Genomic DNA, 19,470 nt, shown 5'->3' with positions numbered 1-19,470 from the left:
CAGTAGTCTCACCTCGTGCTGACCTCCGAACGCCGGATCGAGGTCGTCGTCATCGACGACCATCCGTTCTTCCGCGACGGGGTCAGCCGGGGTCTGACCAACAGTGGCCTGATCACCGTGGTCGCCGAGGCCGAGAACGGCCGGGACGGGCTGGCCGCCATCGTCGAACACCAGCCGCAGGTCGCGGTGGTCGACTACCAGATGCCCGACCTGGATGGCATCGCGGTGACCCAGGCGGTCGTCCGGGACGGGCTGCCCACCAAGGTGTTGCTGCTGTCGGCGATCACCGACAGCCCGGTGGTGTTCCGCGCGCTGGAGGTCGGCGCGTCCGGCTACCTGTCCAAGGACGCCCGGCGGGCCGAGATCGTGGACGCCGTCCTGTCGGTCGCCCAGGGCCGGACCGTGGTCCCGCCGGAACTGGCCGGCTCGCTCGCCCAGGAGATCCGGATGCGCGCGCAGCCGGCCGGGCCGGTGCTGTCCGAACGGGAGATGCAGGTGCTCAAGGGCTTCGCCCGCGGGCTGTCCATCCCGCAACTGGCCAAGGAGCTGTACATCGGCGCCAGCACGGTGAAGACGCACACCCAGCGGCTGTACGAGAAGCTCGGGGTGTCCGACCGGGCCGCCGCCGTCGCCGAGGGCATGCGGCGCGGCCTGCTCGAATGACGCAGCTCCAGCAGATCGTCACGGTGTCCGCGCAACGCGGGCTCAACCTGCAACTGGCCCTGCGCGGCGTCCTGGTCGTGTTCGTCGTCGCCACCCTGACGTTCCTGCCGCCGGGCGTCGGCGGGGCCGCATCGTGGTGGGTGGCCGGCGGCTACGTGATGGCCGCGATCGCGCTGACGGTCTGGCTGCGCACCGGCACCCGGGCCGCGCTGAACTGGGGTTGGCTCGGCCTGTACCTGGATCTCGCGGTGCTGCTGACCCTGAATCTGATCGCCCAGCAGTCCGCCGGCACCACGTGGACGTCGTACGTGCTGCAGTCCGGGTTCTTCCTCATCCCGATCCTGGCCGCGACCCAACTCCGCTGGGGGGTGTGCGCCAGCGTCGTCATCCCCACCGTCGCCCTGTACGCGCTGGAGGTGATCCTGACCCAGCGGGCCAACGAGAACGAGCCGTGGCCGTCGATCATCCTGCGGGTGGTCGTGCTCGCCGGGGTCGGGCTGGCCGCGGTCTGGCTGTCCCGGATCCAGCGGTCCCGGGTGGGCTCGATCCGCGGGCTGGTCGACGACCGGACCCGGTTGCTCACCGAGTTGATGACCTCGACCGAGACCGAACACCGGGCCATGGCCGAGAACCTGCACGACGGGGCCCTGCAATACGTATTGGCCGCCCGGATGGACCTGGAGGACGCCCGGGACGGCACCCCGGACGCCGAGGCGGCCTTCGACCGGCTGGACGACGCCCTCACCCGCACCGCGCAGCTGCTCCGATCCACCGTCTCCGAGTTGCACCCGGCCGTGCTGGAGCAGTCCGGGCTCGCGCTGGCGATCGGCCAGCTGGCCGCGACCGGCGCCGAGCGGGGCGACCTGACGGTGACCGTCGACACCGCCGGCTGGCCCGACGACGCCCGCACCGACCAGGACCGGTTGCTGTTCGCGGTGGCCCGGGAGCTGATCAGCAACGTCGTCCGGCACGCGCACGCCAGCCGGATGACGATCACCCTCGCCCTGCACGACGGCCGGGCCGATCTGACCGTGAGCGACGACGGCGTCGGCTTCACGCCCGGCACGGCGGCCCGCAAGCTGTCGGAGGGGCACATCGGCGTGGACTCGCAGCGGGTCAAGGTCGAGGCGGCCGGCGGCCGGTTCCAGGTCGGGAACTCTGACGCCGCAACCGGTTCTCCTGCGTCACCGAGCTCCAGCCGTCGGCCCGGCGCCACCGTCCGGGTGACGGTGCCGCTCACCCGAACCGACCTGACCGCCGGGCCACCACCGCAGGTCGGGTGACAGTTGGCCGCGCCCGCGAGGCCACCATCGAGCACCGGTGGGGTGCCCGGACGGCGATTCGGCGACGAAGGCGCCGGATTGGTCAGGGCGCCCAGGGCGACCCGATCAAGATCACGAACGACGCCGGCAGCATCCGGGCCACATCTTCCCTCGGCGCACGGATGGCGTCACTATCGACAGCGTGCCGATAGCGATGCCGGGATGATCGCTCGTCGCCCGGTCGTCGTCGTCCTGGCCGGCATTCTCGGTGTCGGCCTGGCCGCCGCGTCAGTACTGCTGCCGCGCGCCGTCCACCTGCAACGGCCGGACCTGATCGCCCTGGTGGCGGGACTCACCGTGCTGGGCGGCGGGATCGTGCTGGTGCGCTCGCGCGCGGTCGGCCCGGTGGGCGGACTGGTCCTGGGGGCCGGCTACTGCTGGTTCCTGCCGGCCCTTGCCGTGACCAGCCACAGCGGGCTCGATGTCGCCCTGCGGAGCTGCGCGCTGCTGCACATCGCACTGTTGGTTCACGCCGTGGTGGTGGTCGGAGCGCGGAGGGTTCGAGGAGTCCCGCAGGCCCTGGCCATCGCGATCGGCTACCTGACGGCCATCACTCCCATCCTGGGCGGCGGCTATCGGCTGGCGCTGCCCGCCACGGGGATCGCCGTCACCATCGCGGTGCTCGCCGACCGACATCATCGCCCACCGCTGGTCCGCCGGCTCCGCACGCTCGCCGGCCTGGTGCTCGGTCTTGGACTCATCGGTGACGCGCTGCTGCGCGAGGTGGGCACCACGTCACTCCGGCCGGAGGCCCTCATCGCGATCGGCCATCCCGTCGAGATCGCGGTGACGGCGGTGCTCCTGACGGTTGCCGGGACCCGCCGGACGGAATGGGGCAGCATCACCCCTCGAACCGACAACCTGGCGCAGCTGACCACGATCGTGGCTGACGAACTCGGTGCTGCTGCAGACCTGCGGATCGCCTTCAGTGACGGCGCCGGCGGCTGGCTGCTGCCGACCGGCGAGGCGTGGGGGGCGGCGCCCCCGTCAGGCATTGCCGTGGACGACGGTGCCGGGAAGGCCTGTGCCGTGCTGGCGGGCACCCTGTCCGCGCCCGTGACGCCTGCGGTCAGCAGCATGCTCCGGTTGGCCGCGGTCAATGCCCGTCTCCGAGCCTCCATCGTCATGCAGGTCGACGAACTCGAGGCATCCGACGCCGGCTGCTGGCCGCAGCGGATTGGGAGCGGGCCGCGCTCGGGGCGCGGCTCCGTAGCCGGGTGATCTCGCACATCGTCTCGACCGAGCGCGAACTCGCCCGCTCCCCGGAACTGGGCGGCGCTCGCGAGCGCACCACGACAACCAGGCGCGCGTTGGAGAGCATCGCCCACGGGATCGACCCCATCGGGTCGGACCGATCGTTGCGGCAGGCGCTGGAGGCGCTCGTGGCGACCGCTCCCTGTGAGGTCCGCATCGAGCGCTGCGATGAGCCCCGTTCGCGGGAGGTTGCCCGCGCTCTGTGGTTCTGCGTCGCCGAGGCCGCCAGCAACACTGCGAAACACAGTCCGCGCGCCGCGCTCGAGGTTTCCGCGTCGCGCACGAGTGACTCGGTCGAGGCCACCCTCACCGATGATGGTCTCGGCGACGCCGACGCACGGGGCCCGGGGCTGCTCGGTCTCGCCGACCGGGTGGAGACATTGGGCGGAACGCTGCGCGTCCTGAGCCCGACGAACGCCGGAACGGTCATCGAGATCGTCATTCCGGACCCATCGAACTGTGGCCAGCCACAGGTGCCGCTACCGGCGAGCTCAGATTCGCGGTCGCTCGACGGTTCCTACCGTGACGGTGACCCGCTACCTGGAGGCACCCCATGACACGCAGGAACCAGGCCGCGATCGTGGCCATCACCGCGGTGCTCGTCGCCGGCTGCGGCAGCGCCGCGGGCCAGGTGACCGTCAACGGAGCGGTCGACGCACCCGTCACGATCACCGCCACCAGCTACAGCGTCACCGGCCGATCCGGCGGCGACCAACTGGTGAAGTTCACCGAACTGGCCTCGACGTTGTCGAACGGTTCGATCGCCATCACCCCCGGCCCCGAGCCGGATAGTTCCCGACCGGATACCTCGGCGGAAGCAATCGCCATGGCGCAGGATGGGCGAGTGCAGCTGGCGGTGGTGTCGGCCCGCACCTTCGACACCCTGGGCGTGACGTCCTTCCAGGCCCTGCAGGCACCGTATCTGGTGACCTCCAACGAACTGGCCGACCGGATTCTCGCCGATCCGGTCGCCGCCACCATGCTGGACGGGACCCAACCACTCGGCCTTGTCGGGCTCGGTCTCGCCTACGACTTCCTGGCCTACCCCGGCGGCTTCGGGCAGCCGGTATTGACCCCCGAGGACTACGCGGGCAAGGCTTTCCAGGTTCGGCCCAGCCGGGCCAACGATCTGCTCGTGCAGGCGCTCGGTGGCACGCCGGACCCACGCAACGGCCCCGACCTGGAACAGGCGGTGGCCGACAACGAAGTCCGCGGCAATTGGGAGAAGTTCGACGGACCGACTCAACCGGTGGCCGGCGAAATATTCACCGCCAACGAGCCGGCCTTCCTGCGGGCGAACGTGATCGTCATGAACGCCAAGGTGTTCGGCGGCCTGTCCGCCGCGCAACAACAGGCGCTGCGCACGGCCGCGGCACAGACCCGTGAGTGGATGGCCACCCGCCACGAGGATCCGGCAACGCTGGCGGCGGCCTATTGCTCGGACTCGGGCGGCCGCATCGTGATCGCGACGCCCGACCAGTTCGCGGCGATGAAGACGGCGACGGAGCAGGTGGTCTCGACGTTGGCGGAGCAGGACGTCACGCGGACCGTCATCGCCCGGATCCGCGAGCTCGCGCGTGACGTCACCCCACCGGCGACCCCGGCCCCGTGCGAGCCCGACAACCATAGTGTGGCGATCCCGGAGCTGGCGGCCGATGCGGACCAATCCGCGATCAATGGCGTCTGGCGGCTCGACGTCGATGCCGGCGTCCTGCTCGCCGCCGGACTGAGCGAACTGGATGCCAGCAACAACGCGGGCACGTGGACCTTCACGCTCACCGATGGCGAGGCCACGTACACCGAGCCGCGGGGCAGGGTCTGCCGGATGACATATGTGCTGGGCGGCGACCATTTCCTGGGAATCGGCCGAGAACCCGGGTGCAACAACGTCTTGCCCCTGGTGGTGGCGCGTTCCGGAGACCAAATGCAGATGACGCCCTGGCCGGGGACCGCCACCGGGGTCCCGCTGACGGGTGATGACGAAGGGCGCATGGTGCCCGATCCGGCCGGCTTCGCCGCCGCCTTCTTCCACAACCCGTTCATCCGGTTGGGTGACGCGAACTGAGATGGATGCCCTCGCGCTGGCCGTCGCCGCCGCCCTGCTGATCGTGGGGGCGGCGGCGTTCGCCGTGCGTCGCCGGCGCATCGGTGCCGGCGCCATCGCCGTTGGAGCAAGTCTTGCGCTGATGGCGTACTCGCATGATCTCGGTGCGCCGGCCGGCCTGGCCCGGCTGGCCCTGATGCTCTGCCCGCTCCTGGCGCCGCTCGCTGCGTGGTCGTTCCTGGCCGCCCGCACCTCGGTCCGCGTCGCGCTGATCGCCGGCCTCGTCGCCGGTCCGATCTCCACGCTGCTCTACGACCCGTTCTACGACATCGGGTGCACGACGCTCTGCGACCGAAACCCGCTGGCCTTGGTCCACATCAATGCCGCGATGCACGCGACTCTGCAGGCGGCGGCCATGGTCAGCGCCGGGGCGCTCCTGGTGAGGGGTTTTCGTGGCCCCGGACGGCTGGCCATGCTGCTGTTGTCCGCGGCGGCCGCCCTGTCCGCCGCTTCCCTGTATTCAGCCGACCCCGCCCGTGGACTGGTCTCGGGAATCCTCAGCGGGGCCGTGCTGCTCGTCGTCGGCGGCGGGGTTGTCGGCGGAACCTTCGAAGCCCGAGCCCGGGTCGCCGATCTCACGCACGCATTGGAAAGCGCCGCCGACGTCGAGGCGACCCTGCAATCCACGGTGGGCGACCCGAGCATCACCGTGTCCTACGTCCTCGACGGCGGCGCGGCCCCGGCAGACCGGCCCGGCAGACCAGCCCCCACTCCGGCCGACGGCCGGGTCTGGACGGACATCATCGGCCCTGAAGGTCTGGTGGCGCGGGTGCGGCACGATCCCCGCCGCGCCGACCCCGCTGCGCTCGCGGCCGCCGTCACGGGCCCGGCTCGGCTCGCGTTCGAGAACGGTCGGCTCCAGGCCATCGCGGCGCACCATGCTCGTGCCCTGTCCGCCTCCCGCCGGCGGATCGTTGCCCGCGCTGACGCGGAGCGCCGAATCCTGGAGCGCGATCTGCACGACGGTGCCCAGCAGCATCTGCTCGCGCTGGGACTGGTCCTTCGCACGTGCATCGATGCGGCTGCAGATCGCTCAACCCAGGACACGCTGCAGGCCGGCCTGGCGGCGACCGTCGTGGCGTTGCACGAGCTTCGTGACCTCGCTCACGGCTTCTATCCCGCGTCGTTGGACCAGACCGGCCTGCGTGACGCGCTTGACAGCCTCGCGGACCGGTCCCCGGTGCCGCTGTCGGTGGCCGTCCCCGACCAGCGACTGCCGGCCGGGGTGGAACGCGCGATCTACCTGCTGGTCGCCCGGGCCACCGAAACAGCCCGGCTTCCCGTCGATGTGATCGTCTCGACCAGCGGCCACCAGGTCGACGTCGTGGTCACCGGGGCGTCAATGCCCGACGGGGTACTCCTCGATGTGTTCGCCGTCCTGGACGGCACGCTGCAGTGCGTGCCATCACCCACCCCCTCGGTGGCCGGTGTCCTCACCGGATGCCTGCCGTTGCCCCCCTTGGCCCCGGTGGAGTCGTCATGAAAGTGGTTGTCGCAGAGGATCAATTGCTCACCCGCGAAGGGCTCGTGCACGTCCTCCGGCAGGCCGGACTCGACGTCGTCGGCGAGGCCACCGACGCCGCCGGGCTGCTCGCTCTCGTGGCGACCGAGCACCCCGACGCGGCGGTGGTCGACATCCGGATGCCGCCGACGCACACCGACGAAGGGCTCGTCGCGGCCGCCCGGATTCGGCGGGAGTACCCATCGACGGCCGTTCTGATCGTGTCGCAACATCTGGATACCGGGTTCGTCCTGCGATTGCTGGCCGAAGGCGGCGGCGGCGTCGGCTATCTGCTCAAGGACCGCATCCTGGACCGGGCGGCCCTGCTGGACTCGGTACGCCGCATCGTGTCCGGTGAGTGCGTGGTCGATCCGTTCATCGTTGCGCGGCTGCTCGGCCGGGAGCGACGCAGAGACCCGTTGGACGCACTGTCCGAGCGTGAACGCGAGGTGCTGGAGCAGATCGCCGAGGGTTTCACGAATGCCGAGATCGCCCGGCGTCTGTTCATCACCGAACGCACCGTTGAGGTGCACAGTAAACAGATCTTCAGCAAACTCAGGCTCGACGACACCACTGTCACCAACCGGCGGGTCATGGCGGTACTGACCTATTTGCGCGCGGCGACCTGACCAACGCGCCGTCCATTCACCGGTCCTGCTGGAATCGGTTGTAGGCGGCGAGGACGCCGGCCAGGTACCGGCCGATCGCGGCCCGCTCGGCCTCGTCGAACGACGCGGCGAGTGCGTCGAGTTCGCCGGTCAACGGGGCCAGCTCGGCCATCACCCGGCCGACGGCCGCGTCCGACGGTCGCAGTTGCACCCGCCGACGGTCCTGGGTGTCCCGCTGCCGAACCAGGTGCCCGGCGGTCTCCAGCCGGTCGACCACCTCGGTGACGGCGGCCGGGCTCAGCCCCAGCCGCTGGCTCAGTTCCCGCGGGCCGATCGGCGGCTGCGCGGCGCCGACGTGACCCATGGCCGCCAGATCGGTGCCGTTGATCTCCAGCCGGCGGGCCATCGCCTGCTCGGCCATCGACCCGGCCACCTGGATCTGCCGGAGCAGCTGCGTCTCGGGTTGACTCCGGCCCGCCGCCGTTGGTGGTCCCGCCATGAGTTCATGCTACCTTCCGTGTAGTACGGTTTCCGTATTACTTCCCCCAGGAGGTCACCGTGGCCACCCTTCCGCCGACCGCCGACCGCAACCGCTGGATCGGCCTGATCGGGATCAGCCTCGCGGTCGCGCTGATCATCGTCGACTCGACGATCGTCAACGTCGCCGTCCCGTCCATGGTCCGGGATCTGAGCCTGTCGTCGACCGAGGTGCAGTGGGTGCAGGAGTCCTACACGCTGGTGTTCGCCGCCACCCTGCTGATGTGGGGCGCGCTCGCCGACCGGTACGGCCGCCGCCGCATCCTGGTCACCGGCACTGCACTGTTCCTGATCGCCTCCATGCTGTGCGCGGTGGCGCCGACCGGTTCGCTGCTCATCGGCGCCCGGGTGATCCAGGGCGTGGGCGGCGCGATGATGCTGCCGACCACGCTGTCCCTGATCAACGCCACCTTCACCGGCCGCGACCGCGGTATCGCGTTCGCCATCTGGGGGTCGACGATCGGCGGGATGGCCGCCGTCGGGCCGCTGCTCGGCGGGTGGCTGACCACCTCGTTCTCCTGGCGGTGGGCCTTCGGCATCAACCTGCCGATCGGGATCGCGATCATCGTGCTGGTCCTGCTGTTCGTGCCCGAGTCGCGCGGCGAGCACAGCAGGGGCGTCGACTGGGTCGGCGCGGCGCTGACCACCGTCGGCTTCGGGTTGCTGGCCTTCGGGCTCATCGAGGGACGGCAGTACGGCTGGTGGACGACGATCAAGCCGCTGACGATCGGCAGCTGGTCGTGGACCGCCGCCTTCTCGCCGGTGCCGGCCGCCTTCGCCGTCTCCGCCGCCGCGCTGATCACGTTCGCCGTGCGGGCCCGCCGCCGCACCCGGGCCGGCCGGTCGTCGCTGATCGACCCGGGCCTGTTCTCCATCACCAGCTTCCGCAACGGCAACGTCGCGGCCCTGATCGTCTCGCTGGGCGAGTTCGGCATCATCCTGTCGCTGCCCATCTGGCTGCAGAACGTGCTCGGCTACAGCGCCCTGCAGACCGGTCTGGTGCTGCTCGGCCTGGCGATCGGTTCGTTCGCGGCCAGTGGGCTGTCCGTCGGCCTGCCGAGCAAGATCGGCGCCGTTGGCGTGGTGCGGATCGGCATCGTCGCGGAGATCATCGGCATCGCCGGGGTCGGCCTGGTGGTGTCCCCGACCACCGGCTGGCCGGTGCTGGTCGCGTTCCTGTTCGTCTACGGGTTCGGCGTGGGCCTGGCCACCGCGCAGCTGACCGGGGTGGTGCTCGCCGACGTGCCGATCCGGCGCAGCGGCGAGGGCTCGGGCATCCAGAGCACCGCCCGGCAGGTCGGCTCCGCCCTGGGCATCGCCGTGCTCGGCACCGTCCTGTTCGTCAGCGCCGGGAACGCGCTCTCGTCCGGGCTGGCCGATCAAGGGCTTCCGCCGGCCGCCGCCGATCAACTGGTGAACGCCGTGGTGGACAGCGCGGGCGGCGCGATCCCGCAGCTCGCGGCGTCCCCGCAGACCGCCGGCGCCGCCGATGCCGCGAAGATCGCGTTCTCGGACGGCACCAGCTTCGCGGCCTTCACCGCCGCCGGGTTCCTGGTCATCGGCCTGCTCGCCACGCTCGCGCTGCCCAACCGGCGACCCGAACCCGCCGAGCGGCCGGCCGATCCGGCTCCGGCGGTGGGCTGATCCGGCTCCGGCGGTGGCCCGAGCTCCGCTCCGGCGGTGGGCTGAGCTCCGGCCGGGCCGGCTCCGGGCGGGTGGGTCGTCGCGTGCTGCCGACCGCGGAAACTCGGCCTGCCTGACACCGGCGGATGTTCCGCAGCGCACCACCACCGCGCCGCCCGGGACCCTGAACCGCCCACCGCGCAAACTCGGCCTGCCTGACGCCGACAAATGTTCCGCAGCGAACCTCCACGCCACCCGCGCCCGTCGCCTGCCGCAGACCGCGGAAACTCCGCGGGCCTGACGCCGGCAAATGTTCCGCACGCTCAGCGGGGCCGACCCGAGCCAGGCCCCGTCACGCCCCTGGGGCCGCACCACCTTGTCCCGGCGCGACGTTCACCACGGCAGCGCGACGCGCCATTGCGGGGGGGAACCACCACGCGCGGGTCCCCCGATCGGTGGACACCCAGCTCCCCCGGACCGTCGGCCGGTCGGCGGACGGTCACGGTGGTGCGAGCCCGGCAATCTCATTGGTGCCCGCCGGAACCCCGATGACCAGGAGAGCACCGATGACCACCACCCCGACCGCGCCGACCACCGATCAGGCCGCCCCGACGACCGCCGCCGCCTCGCCGAGCGGGCAGTTCCCCACGACGGCGCCGTACCCGCCGTACGCCGGCGCATCTGCCTACCCGCCCCCGGCGTACGGGCCGGTTCCGGCGTACGGGCCGGTCCCGGCCTACCCGACCGGGGACCGGCCGGGGTTCGCGTCGGCCGGATTCGCCGCCGAGGCGTCGGCGATGGTGCCGACGCCGGTACCCGCGCGCCGCCGGACAGCCTGGTTGGTCGCCGGCTGCACCCTGATCGCGGTGGCCCTCCTGCAACTGACCCGGCTGCCGGAGTGGATCGCCGACGACCGGCACGGGCTGGTCGGGGGCCTCACCGGGGTGGTGGCGCTGGTCGGGATCGGGATCGCGCTGATCCTCACCGGCCGGGAGCGGCGCCGCTGAGCGCGCGGGCGGGGAACGCACGCCGGGAGCGGAGCCCTGGTACGGCCCGGAGGGGTGGTCGTACCAGGATGGGGGCATGACGTTCCGCTCCCTGTACGCGCACGGCTTCGCGCGGGTGGCCGCCTGCACCGCCGACGTGTGGATCGCCGACCCGTCGCGCAACGCCGCCGGCATCGCCGAAACGGCCCGCCGGTGTTCGGAGCAGGGGGTGGCCGTCGCGCTGTTCCCGGAGATGTCGCTGACCGGCTACGCGATCGACGATCTGCTGGGCCAGCAGTCGCTGCTCGATGCGGTGCACACCGCCATCGGGGAACTGGCGGCGGCGACCGCCGACCTGCTGCCGGTGCTGGTCGTCGGCGCGCCGCTGCGGCAGCGGGACCGGTTGTTCAACACCGCGGTGGTGCTGCACCGGGGATCGGTGCTGGGCGTCGTGCCCAAGATCCACCTGCCGACGTACCGGGAGTTCTACGAGCGGCGGCAGTTCGCGTCCGGGGACGGCGTCGTCGGGCAGACCATCGAGGTGGCCGGGCGGGCGGCGCCGTTCGGCACCGACCTGCTGTTCGCGGCGTCCGACGTGCCCGGGCTGACCGTCGGGGTGGAGATCTGCGAGGACATGTTCGTGCCGGTGCCGCCGTCCAGCGGGCTGGCGCTGGCCGGGGCGACGGTGCTGCTGAACCTGTCCGGCAGCCCGATCACCATCGGTCGGTCGGACACCCGCACCGCACTGTGCCGGGCGCAGTCGATGCGCTGCCTGTCGGCGTACCTGTACGCGGCGGCCGGCCGGGGCGAGTCGACCACCGACCTGAGCTGGGACGGGCAGACGTCGATCTTCGAGAACGGGGTGCTGCTCCGGCAGGGTCCCCGGTTCGCGGAGGACCCGGTCGTCACCGTCGCCGACGTCGACCTGGATCGGCTGCGGCAGGAGCGGGCCCGGCAGGGCACGTTCGACGACAACCGCCGGACGGTCGGCGGGCCCGTCCCCCGCACGGTCGAGTTCACCCTCGACCCGCCCGACGCGGACCTGGGCCTGCGCCGGGTGGTCGAGCGGTTCCCGTTCGTGCCGGCCGACCCGGAGCGGCTGGCCCAGGACTGCTTCGAGGCCTACAACATCCAGGTCGACGGGCTGGTGCAGCGGCTGCGGGCGATCGGCACGCGGACCGTGGTCATCGGGGTGTCCGGCGGGCTCGATTCCACGCACGCGCTGATCGTCGCCGCCCGGGCCATGGACCTGCTCGGGTACCCGCGGACCAACATCCGCGGCTTCACCATGCCCGGGTTCGCCACCGGCACGTCGACCAAGGCCAACGCGTGGGCGCTGATGCGGGCCCTGGGCATCACTGCCAACGAGCTGGACATCCGGCCGGCGGCCCGGCAGATGCTGGCCGACCTGGACCATCCGTTCGGCCACGGCGAGGAGGTGTACGACATCACCTTCGAGAACGTCCAGGCCGGGCTGCGCACCGACTACCTGTTCCGGCTGGCCAACCACCATCACGGCATCGTGCTGGGCACCGGCGACCTGTCCGAGCTCGCCCTGGGCTGGAGCACCTACGGGGTCGGCGACCAGATGTCGCACTACAACGTCAATGCCGGGGTGCCGAAAACCCTGATCCAGCATCTGATCCGGTGGGTGGCCGGGCTGCCCGACTTCTCCGACGACGTCGACGAGATCCTGCTGTCCATCCTGGGCACCGAGATCTCCCCGGAGCTGATCCCGGTGAAGGACGGTGAGGTGCCGCAGAGCACCGAGAAGTCCATCGGGCCCTACGAACTGCAGGACTTCAACCTGTTCTACACGCTGCGGTACGGGTTCCCGCCGTCCAAGATCGCGTTCCTGGCCTGGCACGCCTGGCACGACGTCGACGGCGGTCTGTGGCCGGTCGGGTTCCCGCCGGAGCGGCGCCACGCCTACGATCTGGCGCCGATCCGGCAGTGGCTCACCGTCTTCGTCACGCGGTACTTCGGGTTCAGCCAGTTCAAGCGGTCGGCCATGCCCAACGGGCCGAAAGTGTCTGCCGGCGGCTCACTCTCGCCGCGCGGCGACTGGCGGGCGCCGTCCGACGGGAACGCCGCGGTCTGGCTGGCCGAACTGGACCGCAACGTCCCGACCGAATGACGCCGGTCGTGCACGCACAGTAGGGCCTTTCGCCCCCTGCGTGATCACCGTGGGCCCGTTAGCGTTCCCGGCGTGGCCCGGAACTGCGGGCTGCCCACCAAGGGGGTCCACTCATGCTGCAATGGTTCGTCGACAGCCCACTGCTCACCATCTTCTTCTGTGTCGGCGTGGGCAGCCTGCTGGGCAAGATCAGATTCGGCCCGGTGTCGTTCGGCCCGGCGGGTGCGCTGTTCGTGGCGTTGGCGTTATCCGCGATCGAGCCGAAGGTCGCCCTGCCGCCGATCGTCACCAGCCTGTCCCTGTGCGTCTTCTGCTACATGGTCGGCATCGCCGCCGGGCCGTCGTTCGTCAACGCGCTGCGGTCCGGCTGGCAGCCGGTGGTGGTGTCGGTACTGGCCATCGTCGCGATGGCGGCGGCCGCGCTGGGCGTCGGCAGCTGGTTCGGCCTGGACATCGGCACCGTGGCCGGCGCATTCGCCGGGGCGGGCACCGCGACCGCGGCACTGGGCGCCGTCCAGCAGCAGCTCGCCGCGGGTGGCCCGATCCCGCCGGAACCGGCGATCGGCTACGCGGTGGCCTACCCGATCACCGTGCTGCTGACCATCCTGTGCTGCTCGTACCTGATCAGCGCGGGCCGCCGCAAGCCCACCGCGGAGGACCAGCAGAAGGTGGCGCCGATCGCGGTGCGCACGCTGGAACTGGTGGGCGACCCGGCGCTGACCGTGCGCGGGCTGGCCGACCGCTACCAGGCGGTCGTGTCGCGGTTGACCCGGGGCGGCACGACGGTCGTCGCGCACGACGAGGAGGCACTGGCCGCCGGGGACCTGCTGACGATCACCGCCCGCGAGGACGAGGTGCAGCGGATGATCGGCGATCTGGGCCGGCCCGCCCAGGAGGAGCCCTGGATGGACCGGTCGGACATCGACTTCCGCCGGATCACCCTGTCCAACAGCGCCTACGTCGGCCGCGAACTGGTCGACCTGCGGCTCGACGAGAAGTACGACGCGGTGGTCAGCCGGGTCCGTCGGGGCGACGTCGACATCATCGCCACGCCGGACCTGGTGCTGGCCAGCGGCGACCGGCTGCGGGTGACCGCGCCTCGCGAAAAGCTGGCCGCGATCACCAAGGAGCTGGGCGATTCGGAGCGGACGGCCGGCGACATCAACCCGGTCGGGCTCGGCCTCGGACTGGCCATCGGCCTGCTGGCCGCGTTCATCCAGATCCCGCTGCCGGGCGGCGGGACGCTGGTGCTCGGCACCGCGACGGCCCCGCTGATCCTGGGCGTCATCCTCGGCGCGCTCGGCCGGACGGGCCCGATCATCTGGGCGCTGCCCGGGAACGTCGCCAACACGCTCAACCAGTACTCGCTGCTGGTCTTCTTGGTCGCGGTCGGCACCGGCGCCGGGTCCGGGCTGATCACCGCGCTGGCGGCCGACTGGGTGCGGCTGGTCAGCCTGGGCCTGGCCATCTCCGCGGCGCACGCCCTGGTCTGCGTGATCGGCCTGCGCACCGTGCTCAAGTACGGGACCGCGCGCTCGCTCGGCGGCCTGACCGGTTCGCAGCTGAACCCGGCGCCCTACGCGTACGCCATCGGCAAGGTGCCGGACCAGCGGGTCGCGATCGGCTACGCGGTGCTGTTCCCGGTCAGCATGATCATCAAGGTGCTGCTGGCGCAGCTGATGGTGGTCTATTTCTGATCTCGTCGGGCGCCCGGGCCGGCCGGCCGTCAGCCGCGGGCCAACCCGCAGCGGTGCGCGACGACGACGGCCTGCACCCGGTCCCGGACGCCGAGCTTGGCCAGGATCCGCGCGACGTGCGTCTTCACGGTGGTCTCGGCCAGGAACAGCTCCCCGGCGATCTCGGCGTTGGACCGCCCGTCGGCCAGGCAGCGAAGCACGTCCAGCTCGCGGCCGGTCAGCTCGGCCAGCCCCGGCGGCGGCGGCTCCTGATGACCGACATAGGAGTCGACCAGGCGGGACATCACCGTCGGTCCGACGGTGGTCTCCCCCGCCGCGCACTGGCGCACCGCCCGGGTCAACGCCCGCGGCGGGGTGGTCTTGAGCAGGAACCCGGCGGCCCCGGCGCGCAGCGCCTGCACCACGTAGTCGTCCAGGTCGAACATGGTCAGGATCAGCACCCGGACGGCGGGCAGCTCGGTGACGATCCGCCGGGTCGCGGCGATGCCGTCACCGCCGGGCATCTCGACGTCCATCAGGACCAGGTCGGGCCGGTGCGCGCGGCAGGCGCGGACGCCGGCGGGACCATCGGCGGCCTGCCCGACGACCTCGATGTCGGGGTCGCTGGTGAGTACGGTGACCAGGCCGGCCCGCAGGAGCTCGTTGTCGTCGACGACGACCACCCGAATCCTCACGTGACCACCCGGTCGGTGACCGCCGGCAGCGTGACCTCGACCCGGTATCCGCCGTCGGGGCCCGGCCCGGCGCGCAGCGTGCCGCCGGCGAAGCCGACCCGTTCGGCCAGCCCGATCAGCCCGTACCCCCGGCGGGCGGGTGCGTCATCGGCGCCGCCGGCGGGGCCGGCGTCGACGATCGCGATCCGCAGGTCGTCGACGTCGTCGGTGGTCACCGTGACCTGGGCGGCGGCGCCGTCGCCGTGCCGCAGGACGTTGGTCAGCGACTCCTGCAGCACCCGGTAGGCGACGTCGAGCCGCGCCGGCGGGATCAGCCCGAGGCCGGTCGCCCGGACCGGCGTGCCGGCCGCCCGGATCCGCTCGATCAGCTCGACCAGGTCGGCGGGCTGCCGCGGCCGGGCCGCACGACGCGGCGGCAACCGGTCCAGGTCGGCAAGGGCGGCGGTCGTCGTGGCCGCGATCACGCCGAGGGCCTGCCGGGCCGCCGCCGGCTGACCCGGCCAGCTGACCTCGGCCGCCGCGGCCTGCACCGCGATGAGACCGACCGCGTGCGAAACGGTGTCGTGGATCTCCCGCGCGAACGCGGCACGCTCGGCGGCCAGCGCCGCCGCGGTGGCCGCGCCGACCTCGACCTCGTGCCACCGGGCCCGCTCGCGAGCCGTGTCGGTACGGGACCGGGCGAACCGGACGGCGCCGCCACCGGCCAGCGCGACGCTCATGACCAGCATCAGCAGCGCCGCATTGTCCGGGTCCAGCAGCCAGGCCGATGCCCCGACCGCCAGGACCAGGAAACCGGCGCAGGCCGCGTCCCGCCGGCTGGCGGCGGGGCGGACGGCGATCGTCCACAGCAGGCCACCGATGGTCGTCAGGCACCAGAACCCGCCGCTCACCGGCGCACCGAACGCCAGCGCGGCCAGGTAGGTCAGGCCGACGACCAGCGCGGCCGGCCCAGGAGCGGTGCGTCGCCCGACGATCGCCGCGGCGGCCAGGCCGGTGAGCACGACGGAGAGGCGCGGGCGCGGCGGGCGGTGTCGGGTCCCGGAGCAGGCCAAGGTGGCGGCGCAGGTCGGCGGTGGCCCGGCGGGCCTCCCGGTGGATGTCCCGGATCGCCGGCGTGGGGTCGGCCGCGGTGACCGCCGCCGCGGCCTGCCCGGCGATCGTGTCCAGCGACTCCCGCAGGCCCGCGGCGATGTCGGCGGCGAGCCGCCGGCGTTCGTCGACCACCGCGGCCCGAGCGGCCACCTCCGGAGCGACGCCGAGGACGGTGCGGGTCCGGCGCCGCTCGCGGCGGGCCAACCGCCAGGCACGGACGCCGTGGTCGAGCACGAGGAGCAACGCGAACAGGGTGACCGTTCCGAAGAGCCACTCCGGGACACCGGCGCCGGCCGTCACGGTCAGCGCACCGGCCAGCGCCGCCGCCAACAAGGCGAGAGCGGCGACGCGGACCGCGGGGTGCGCCATCGCCCGAGCATAGGAACCCGCCGGCGTCCGGACATCCTCCGTGCGGACGACCCGGCGTCGTCCGGTCGGCGTCGCCGGTTCGGCCGTCCGCGAGTGCGATGACCGGCTCGCGGGCGACGCGGCCGGCCCGGGTGCGGCGGGATGGTCGACGCCGAGGCCGCCGCCTCCGGCGGCCCGGACTCGGAGGAGATCACTGATGAAGGCACACCACATCGCCGCGCTGATCGGCTGCGTCGGACTGTCCGGCATCGCGCTGACCGACGCGTTCGTTCAGGCCACCACCGGCCATGATTCGATCTTCGCCGCCGACGATGGCCCGGTCGGCGCCATCGTCGCCAGCGACGTGTGGCACGGATTGACCTACGCCGCGCTGACCTGGGTGCTGATCGCGGAGGCCGCGCGGTTCGCCGCGGCCAACCGGGTGGCCCGGATCTGCCGGTGGGTGCTGGTCGTGTGCCTGGCCGCGTCGGCGGTCAGCTTCGTGGTGATCGTGCCGGCCCTGCTGGTGACCGAGTCGACGGACGGGGCGTTCGCCGCCGTGTTCGGGGCGTTGGGCACGCCGATCTTCTTCGGCACCATCCTGGCCGCGGTCGTTCTCGGGCTCGCGCTGATCCGCACCAACCCGGTGGGCATCGGTGGCCGGGTGCTGGTGCTGATCCTGCCGGTCACCGGGATCATCATCGCCCTGGCATTCCTGGCGCCGGCCTACGCGCACCCCGGGTGGGTGGAGACCGTGGTCAACGTCGGGATCGCCCTCATCGGGGTGGGTGTGGCAGCGCCGGCCGTGGCCGGCGCCGCGGCCGAGGTCAGCCCCAGTTCTTCGCGTCCGTAAGACAGAACGGGTGACCGTCGGGGTCGATCAGCACGCGCCAGGTGTCACCGGGCTGCGGATCGACCACGGTGGCCCCCAGTTCGACCGCCCTGGCCTCGGTGGCGGCCATGTCGGCGCAGGCCAGGTCCAGGTGGAACTGCTTGCTACCGTGCTCGTTCGGCCAGGCCGGCGGCCGGTAGTCGGGGATCGTGCCGAAGCCGAGGTTGTGCCCGCCGCCGGAGACCATCGCGTACCCGTCGCCCGAGGCCACCACCTCCCAGCCGGTCAACGCCGCCCAGAATTCCCCCGCCTTGGCGGCGTCGGCGCTGTCGATATTGATCATTCCGATGGTCACATCCGGCTCGGTCATCGCGATTCCCTTCTCGTCATCGGAGGGCTGGTACCCACCGATCGACCCGATCAGTCGGGCGTCTACCTCGTGGGCGCGCCCGGCGACTCGTAGCGTGCCGGGAGTGGGGACCTTCGACGAGCAGATGCACCTTCAGACGGCGATCGCGCGCCGCTTGTTCGAGTCGCTGGCCGGGAGTGGTGGTCGCGGGCCGAGATGCTCTACGCCGCCGTCGGCACGGTGAGCTGGAGCGTCGAGGACGTCGTCGACGCCACCGGCGCGGATGTGCAGGTGGACTTCGGCCACGATCTCCTGAGTGACCTGCGCACCCTCAAGACGCTGATGGGGGACCCGGAGAAGGGCGCCTGGATCTCCGCGACGGTCACGCTGACCAACGACGGCACCTACCGATTCGACTTCAACTACGAGCGGCAGGTGTTCGACGGGTTCGACCGCCCGCCGTTCGCCCCACCACCGGCGGGCGAGCCGACCAACCCGGGCGAGGAGAACTGGCTCGCCGAATTCGGTCGATGGCCGCGGCGCGCCGACCTGCTGCCGCCGTGGGCACCGCCGGCCGACCTGATTCGGACGCGACGGCAGCTGGACGAGCGAACCCGCGAACTGCGGGAGATGTCGGTCCCGCGCCCGGCCGCGCTGGCCCCGTTGGCCGCCGACCGGGAGGAGGAGACTGTGCTCGCCACGGTCACCGACGTCGTCCAGGCCCGGATCGGCCGGCAGAAGTACCCGGACCTGCTCAACCCGGGGCAACGGGACCGGTGTCCGGCGATCCTGGCCGAGCCGCAGCGGCAGTGCGTGGCCGAAACGTTCTACTGGGGCCGGTGGAAGAGGTGCGGTTGTGGCAGCGGGCGGCGCCGATCCTGCGCCTGCCCGACACACACGGGATCGGCCGGGCGGAACGGGTGACCGTCGGGGTCGATCAGCACGCGCCAGGTGTCACCGGGCTGCGGATCGACCACGGTGGCCCCCAGTTCGACCGCCCTGGCCTCGGTGGCGGCCATGTCGGCGCAGGCCAGGTCCAGGTGGAACTGCTTGCTACCGTGCTCGTTCGGCCAGGCCGGCGGCCGGTAGTCGGGGATCGTGCCGAAGCCGAGGTTGTGCCCGCCGCCGGAGACCATCGCGTACCCGTCGCCCGAGGCCACCACCTCCCAGCCGGTCAGCGCCGCCCAGAACTCCCCCGCCTTGGCGGCGTCGGCGCTGTCGATGTTGATCATCCCGATGGTCACGTCCGGGCGGTCGGTCATCGCGATTCCCTTCGTCGTCGTCGGCGGGCTGGTACCCAAATGCCGACCGGATCAGTCTGGCGGTCGCCTACGACAGTCAACCCACCCGCGACCAGCGAACCCCGCGACCGATCGACCGGGTGCTTCGGTCCACCCGGGACGGTCCGGTGGCCGAGGGTGAATCCGCGCACGGGTCCGCCCGGACGGGACGGCCGACCCCCACGTCGCCGCCCCGGACCGGACCCGCTCGGGGCTCGGCGTGGGCCCTGGCAGTGAGGCTTCAGGATCGGAGCCCCATGGCTCTCACCAGGCGTTTTGCCCGGCCGGGGCAAGGACCGGTAGGGTAACCGGCCGGTGGTCATCCCAGGATGGCCCCTGGAAGCGTGCCAGAGCGGCCGAATGGGACACACTGCTAATGTGTTGTGCTCGTCAAGGGCACCGAGGGTTCAAATCCCTCCGCTTCCGCGCTGCACACCGGCCTGCCGGGATGTGGTGAAATAAG

General features: G+C 72.0%; 18 protein-coding genes and 1 tRNA gene. 14 read left to right on the top strand and 5 right to left on the bottom strand.

Annotated features, from left to right (window positions below):
• Positions 1-15: 15 nt before the first annotated feature.
• From ACILSK_RS14735 to ACILSK_RS14705, 7 genes are all read left to right on the top strand, one after another.
• On the top strand, positions 16-663 hold the full coding sequence (locus tag ACILSK_RS14735) for a response regulator (protein ID WP_395727924.1): 648 nt from the start codon (positions 16-18) through the stop codon (positions 661-663).
• Positions 660-1,946: an ATP-binding protein gene (locus tag ACILSK_RS14730; protein WP_395727923.1), complete on the top strand. Its 1,287-nt coding sequence runs from the start codon at positions 660-662 to the stop codon at positions 1,944-1,946. The genes ACILSK_RS14735 and ACILSK_RS14730 overlap by 4 nt, the downstream gene beginning before the upstream one ends.
• A 201-nt stretch (positions 1,947-2,147) precedes the next feature.
• Positions 2,148-3,206, top strand: coding sequence for a hypothetical protein (locus ACILSK_RS14725; protein WP_395727922.1), 1,059 nt, complete (start codon positions 2,148-2,150; stop codon positions 3,204-3,206).
• Between the two features lie 89 nt (positions 3,207-3,295).
• Entirely contained in the window at positions 3,296-3,796 is a 501-nt protein-coding gene (locus tag ACILSK_RS14720) for a sensor histidine kinase (RefSeq protein WP_395727921.1), read from the top strand.
• Entirely contained in the window at positions 3,793-5,304 is a 1,512-nt protein-coding gene (locus tag ACILSK_RS14715; RefSeq protein ID WP_395727920.1) for a TRAP transporter substrate-binding protein, read from the top strand. The genes ACILSK_RS14720 and ACILSK_RS14715 overlap by 4 nt, the downstream gene beginning before the upstream one ends.
• Positions 5,291-6,826 (top strand): sensor histidine kinase, encoded by a 1,536-nt coding sequence (locus tag ACILSK_RS14710; protein ID WP_395727919.1) that lies wholly within the window; start codon positions 5,291-5,293, stop codon positions 6,824-6,826. The genes ACILSK_RS14715 and ACILSK_RS14710 overlap by 14 nt, the downstream gene beginning before the upstream one ends.
• Positions 6,823-7,473: a LuxR C-terminal-related transcriptional regulator gene (locus ACILSK_RS14705; protein WP_395727918.1), complete on the top strand. Its 651-nt coding sequence runs from the start codon at positions 6,823-6,825 to the stop codon at positions 7,471-7,473. Before ACILSK_RS14710 ends, ACILSK_RS14705 begins: the two co-directional genes overlap by 4 nt.
• A 16-nt stretch (positions 7,474-7,489) precedes the next feature.
• Here the strand turns inward: ACILSK_RS14705 and ACILSK_RS14700 are convergent, their stop codons facing one another.
• The gene (locus ACILSK_RS14700; protein ID WP_395727917.1) at positions 7,490-7,951 is read right to left on the bottom strand and encodes a MarR family winged helix-turn-helix transcriptional regulator; all 462 of its coding nucleotides are present in this window, start codon (positions 7,949-7,951) and stop codon (positions 7,490-7,492) included.
• A gap of 59 nt (positions 7,952-8,010) precedes the next feature.
• On the opposite strand from ACILSK_RS14700, the gene ACILSK_RS14695 reads away from it, so the two are divergent.
• The 4 genes from ACILSK_RS14695 (at position 8,011) to ACILSK_RS14680 (ending at position 14,432) form a co-directional block, all read left to right on the top strand.
• Entirely contained in the window at positions 8,011-9,633 is a 1,623-nt protein-coding gene (locus ACILSK_RS14695; RefSeq protein WP_395727916.1) for a DHA2 family efflux MFS transporter permease subunit, read from the top strand.
• A gap of 545 nt (positions 9,634-10,178) precedes the next feature.
• Positions 10,179-10,619, top strand: coding sequence for a hypothetical protein (locus ACILSK_RS14690; RefSeq protein ID WP_395727915.1), 441 nt, complete (start codon positions 10,179-10,181; stop codon positions 10,617-10,619).
• A gap of 76 nt (positions 10,620-10,695) precedes the next feature.
• Entirely contained in the window at positions 10,696-12,735 is a 2,040-nt protein-coding gene (locus ACILSK_RS14685; protein WP_395727914.1) for an NAD(+) synthase, read from the top strand.
• 113 nt (positions 12,736-12,848) lie between these two features.
• Complete coding sequence (locus tag ACILSK_RS14680; RefSeq protein WP_395727913.1) at positions 12,849-14,432, top strand: TrkA C-terminal domain-containing protein; 1,584 nt, start codon at positions 12,849-12,851, stop codon at positions 14,430-14,432.
• A 29-nt stretch (positions 14,433-14,461) separates the two neighbouring features.
• Here the strand turns inward: ACILSK_RS14680 and ACILSK_RS14675 are convergent, their stop codons facing one another.
• Together ACILSK_RS14675 and ACILSK_RS14670 are read right to left on the bottom strand one after the other, a co-directional pair.
• On the bottom strand, positions 14,462-15,106 hold the full coding sequence (locus ACILSK_RS14675) for a response regulator (protein ID WP_395727912.1): 645 nt from the start codon (positions 15,104-15,106) through the stop codon (positions 14,462-14,464).
• Complete coding sequence (locus ACILSK_RS14670) at positions 15,103-16,107, bottom strand: sensor histidine kinase (protein WP_395727911.1); 1,005 nt, start codon at positions 16,105-16,107, stop codon at positions 15,103-15,105. The genes ACILSK_RS14675 and ACILSK_RS14670 overlap by 4 nt, the downstream gene beginning before the upstream one ends.
• Positions 16,108-16,763: 656 nt before the next feature.
• Between ACILSK_RS14670 and ACILSK_RS14665 the strand changes: the two genes are divergently transcribed.
• Entirely contained in the window at positions 16,764-17,399 is a 636-nt protein-coding gene (locus ACILSK_RS14665) for a hypothetical protein (protein ID WP_395727910.1), read from the top strand.
• Here the strand turns inward: ACILSK_RS14665 and ACILSK_RS14660 are convergent.
• Entirely contained in the window at positions 17,374-17,748 is a 375-nt protein-coding gene (locus tag ACILSK_RS14660; RefSeq protein WP_395727909.1) for a VOC family protein, read from the bottom strand. The two genes, ACILSK_RS14665 and ACILSK_RS14660, sit on opposite strands and share 26 nt — an antisense overlap.
• Positions 17,749-17,943: 195 nt before the next feature.
• Here ACILSK_RS14660 and ACILSK_RS14655 point away from each other — a divergent pair, with 195 nt between their 5' ends.
• A complete protein-coding gene (locus ACILSK_RS14655; protein ID WP_395727908.1) occupies positions 17,944-18,651 on the top strand; it encodes a hypothetical protein in 708 nt (235 codons plus the stop codon).
• Here ACILSK_RS14655 and ACILSK_RS14650 read toward each other — a convergent pair.
• A complete protein-coding gene (locus ACILSK_RS14650; protein ID WP_395727907.1) occupies positions 18,555-18,989 on the bottom strand; it encodes a VOC family protein in 435 nt (144 codons plus the stop codon). The genes ACILSK_RS14655 and ACILSK_RS14650 overlap by 97 nt on opposite strands.
• 356 nt (positions 18,990-19,345) lie before the next feature.
• Here ACILSK_RS14650 and ACILSK_RS14645 point away from each other — a divergent pair.
• Positions 19,346-19,433 (top strand) — tRNA-Ser (locus ACILSK_RS14645).
• The last annotated feature ends 37 nt before the right edge of the window (positions 19,434-19,470 follow it).

The sequence above is a fragment of the Nakamurella sp. genome, assembly GCF_044224575.1.
GTDB lineage: Bacteria > Actinomycetota > Actinomycetes > Mycobacteriales > Nakamurellaceae > Nakamurella.
The sequence above is the reverse complement of the archived record's forward strand: the minus strand, read 5'-3'. Positions and strand labels throughout refer to the sequence as shown.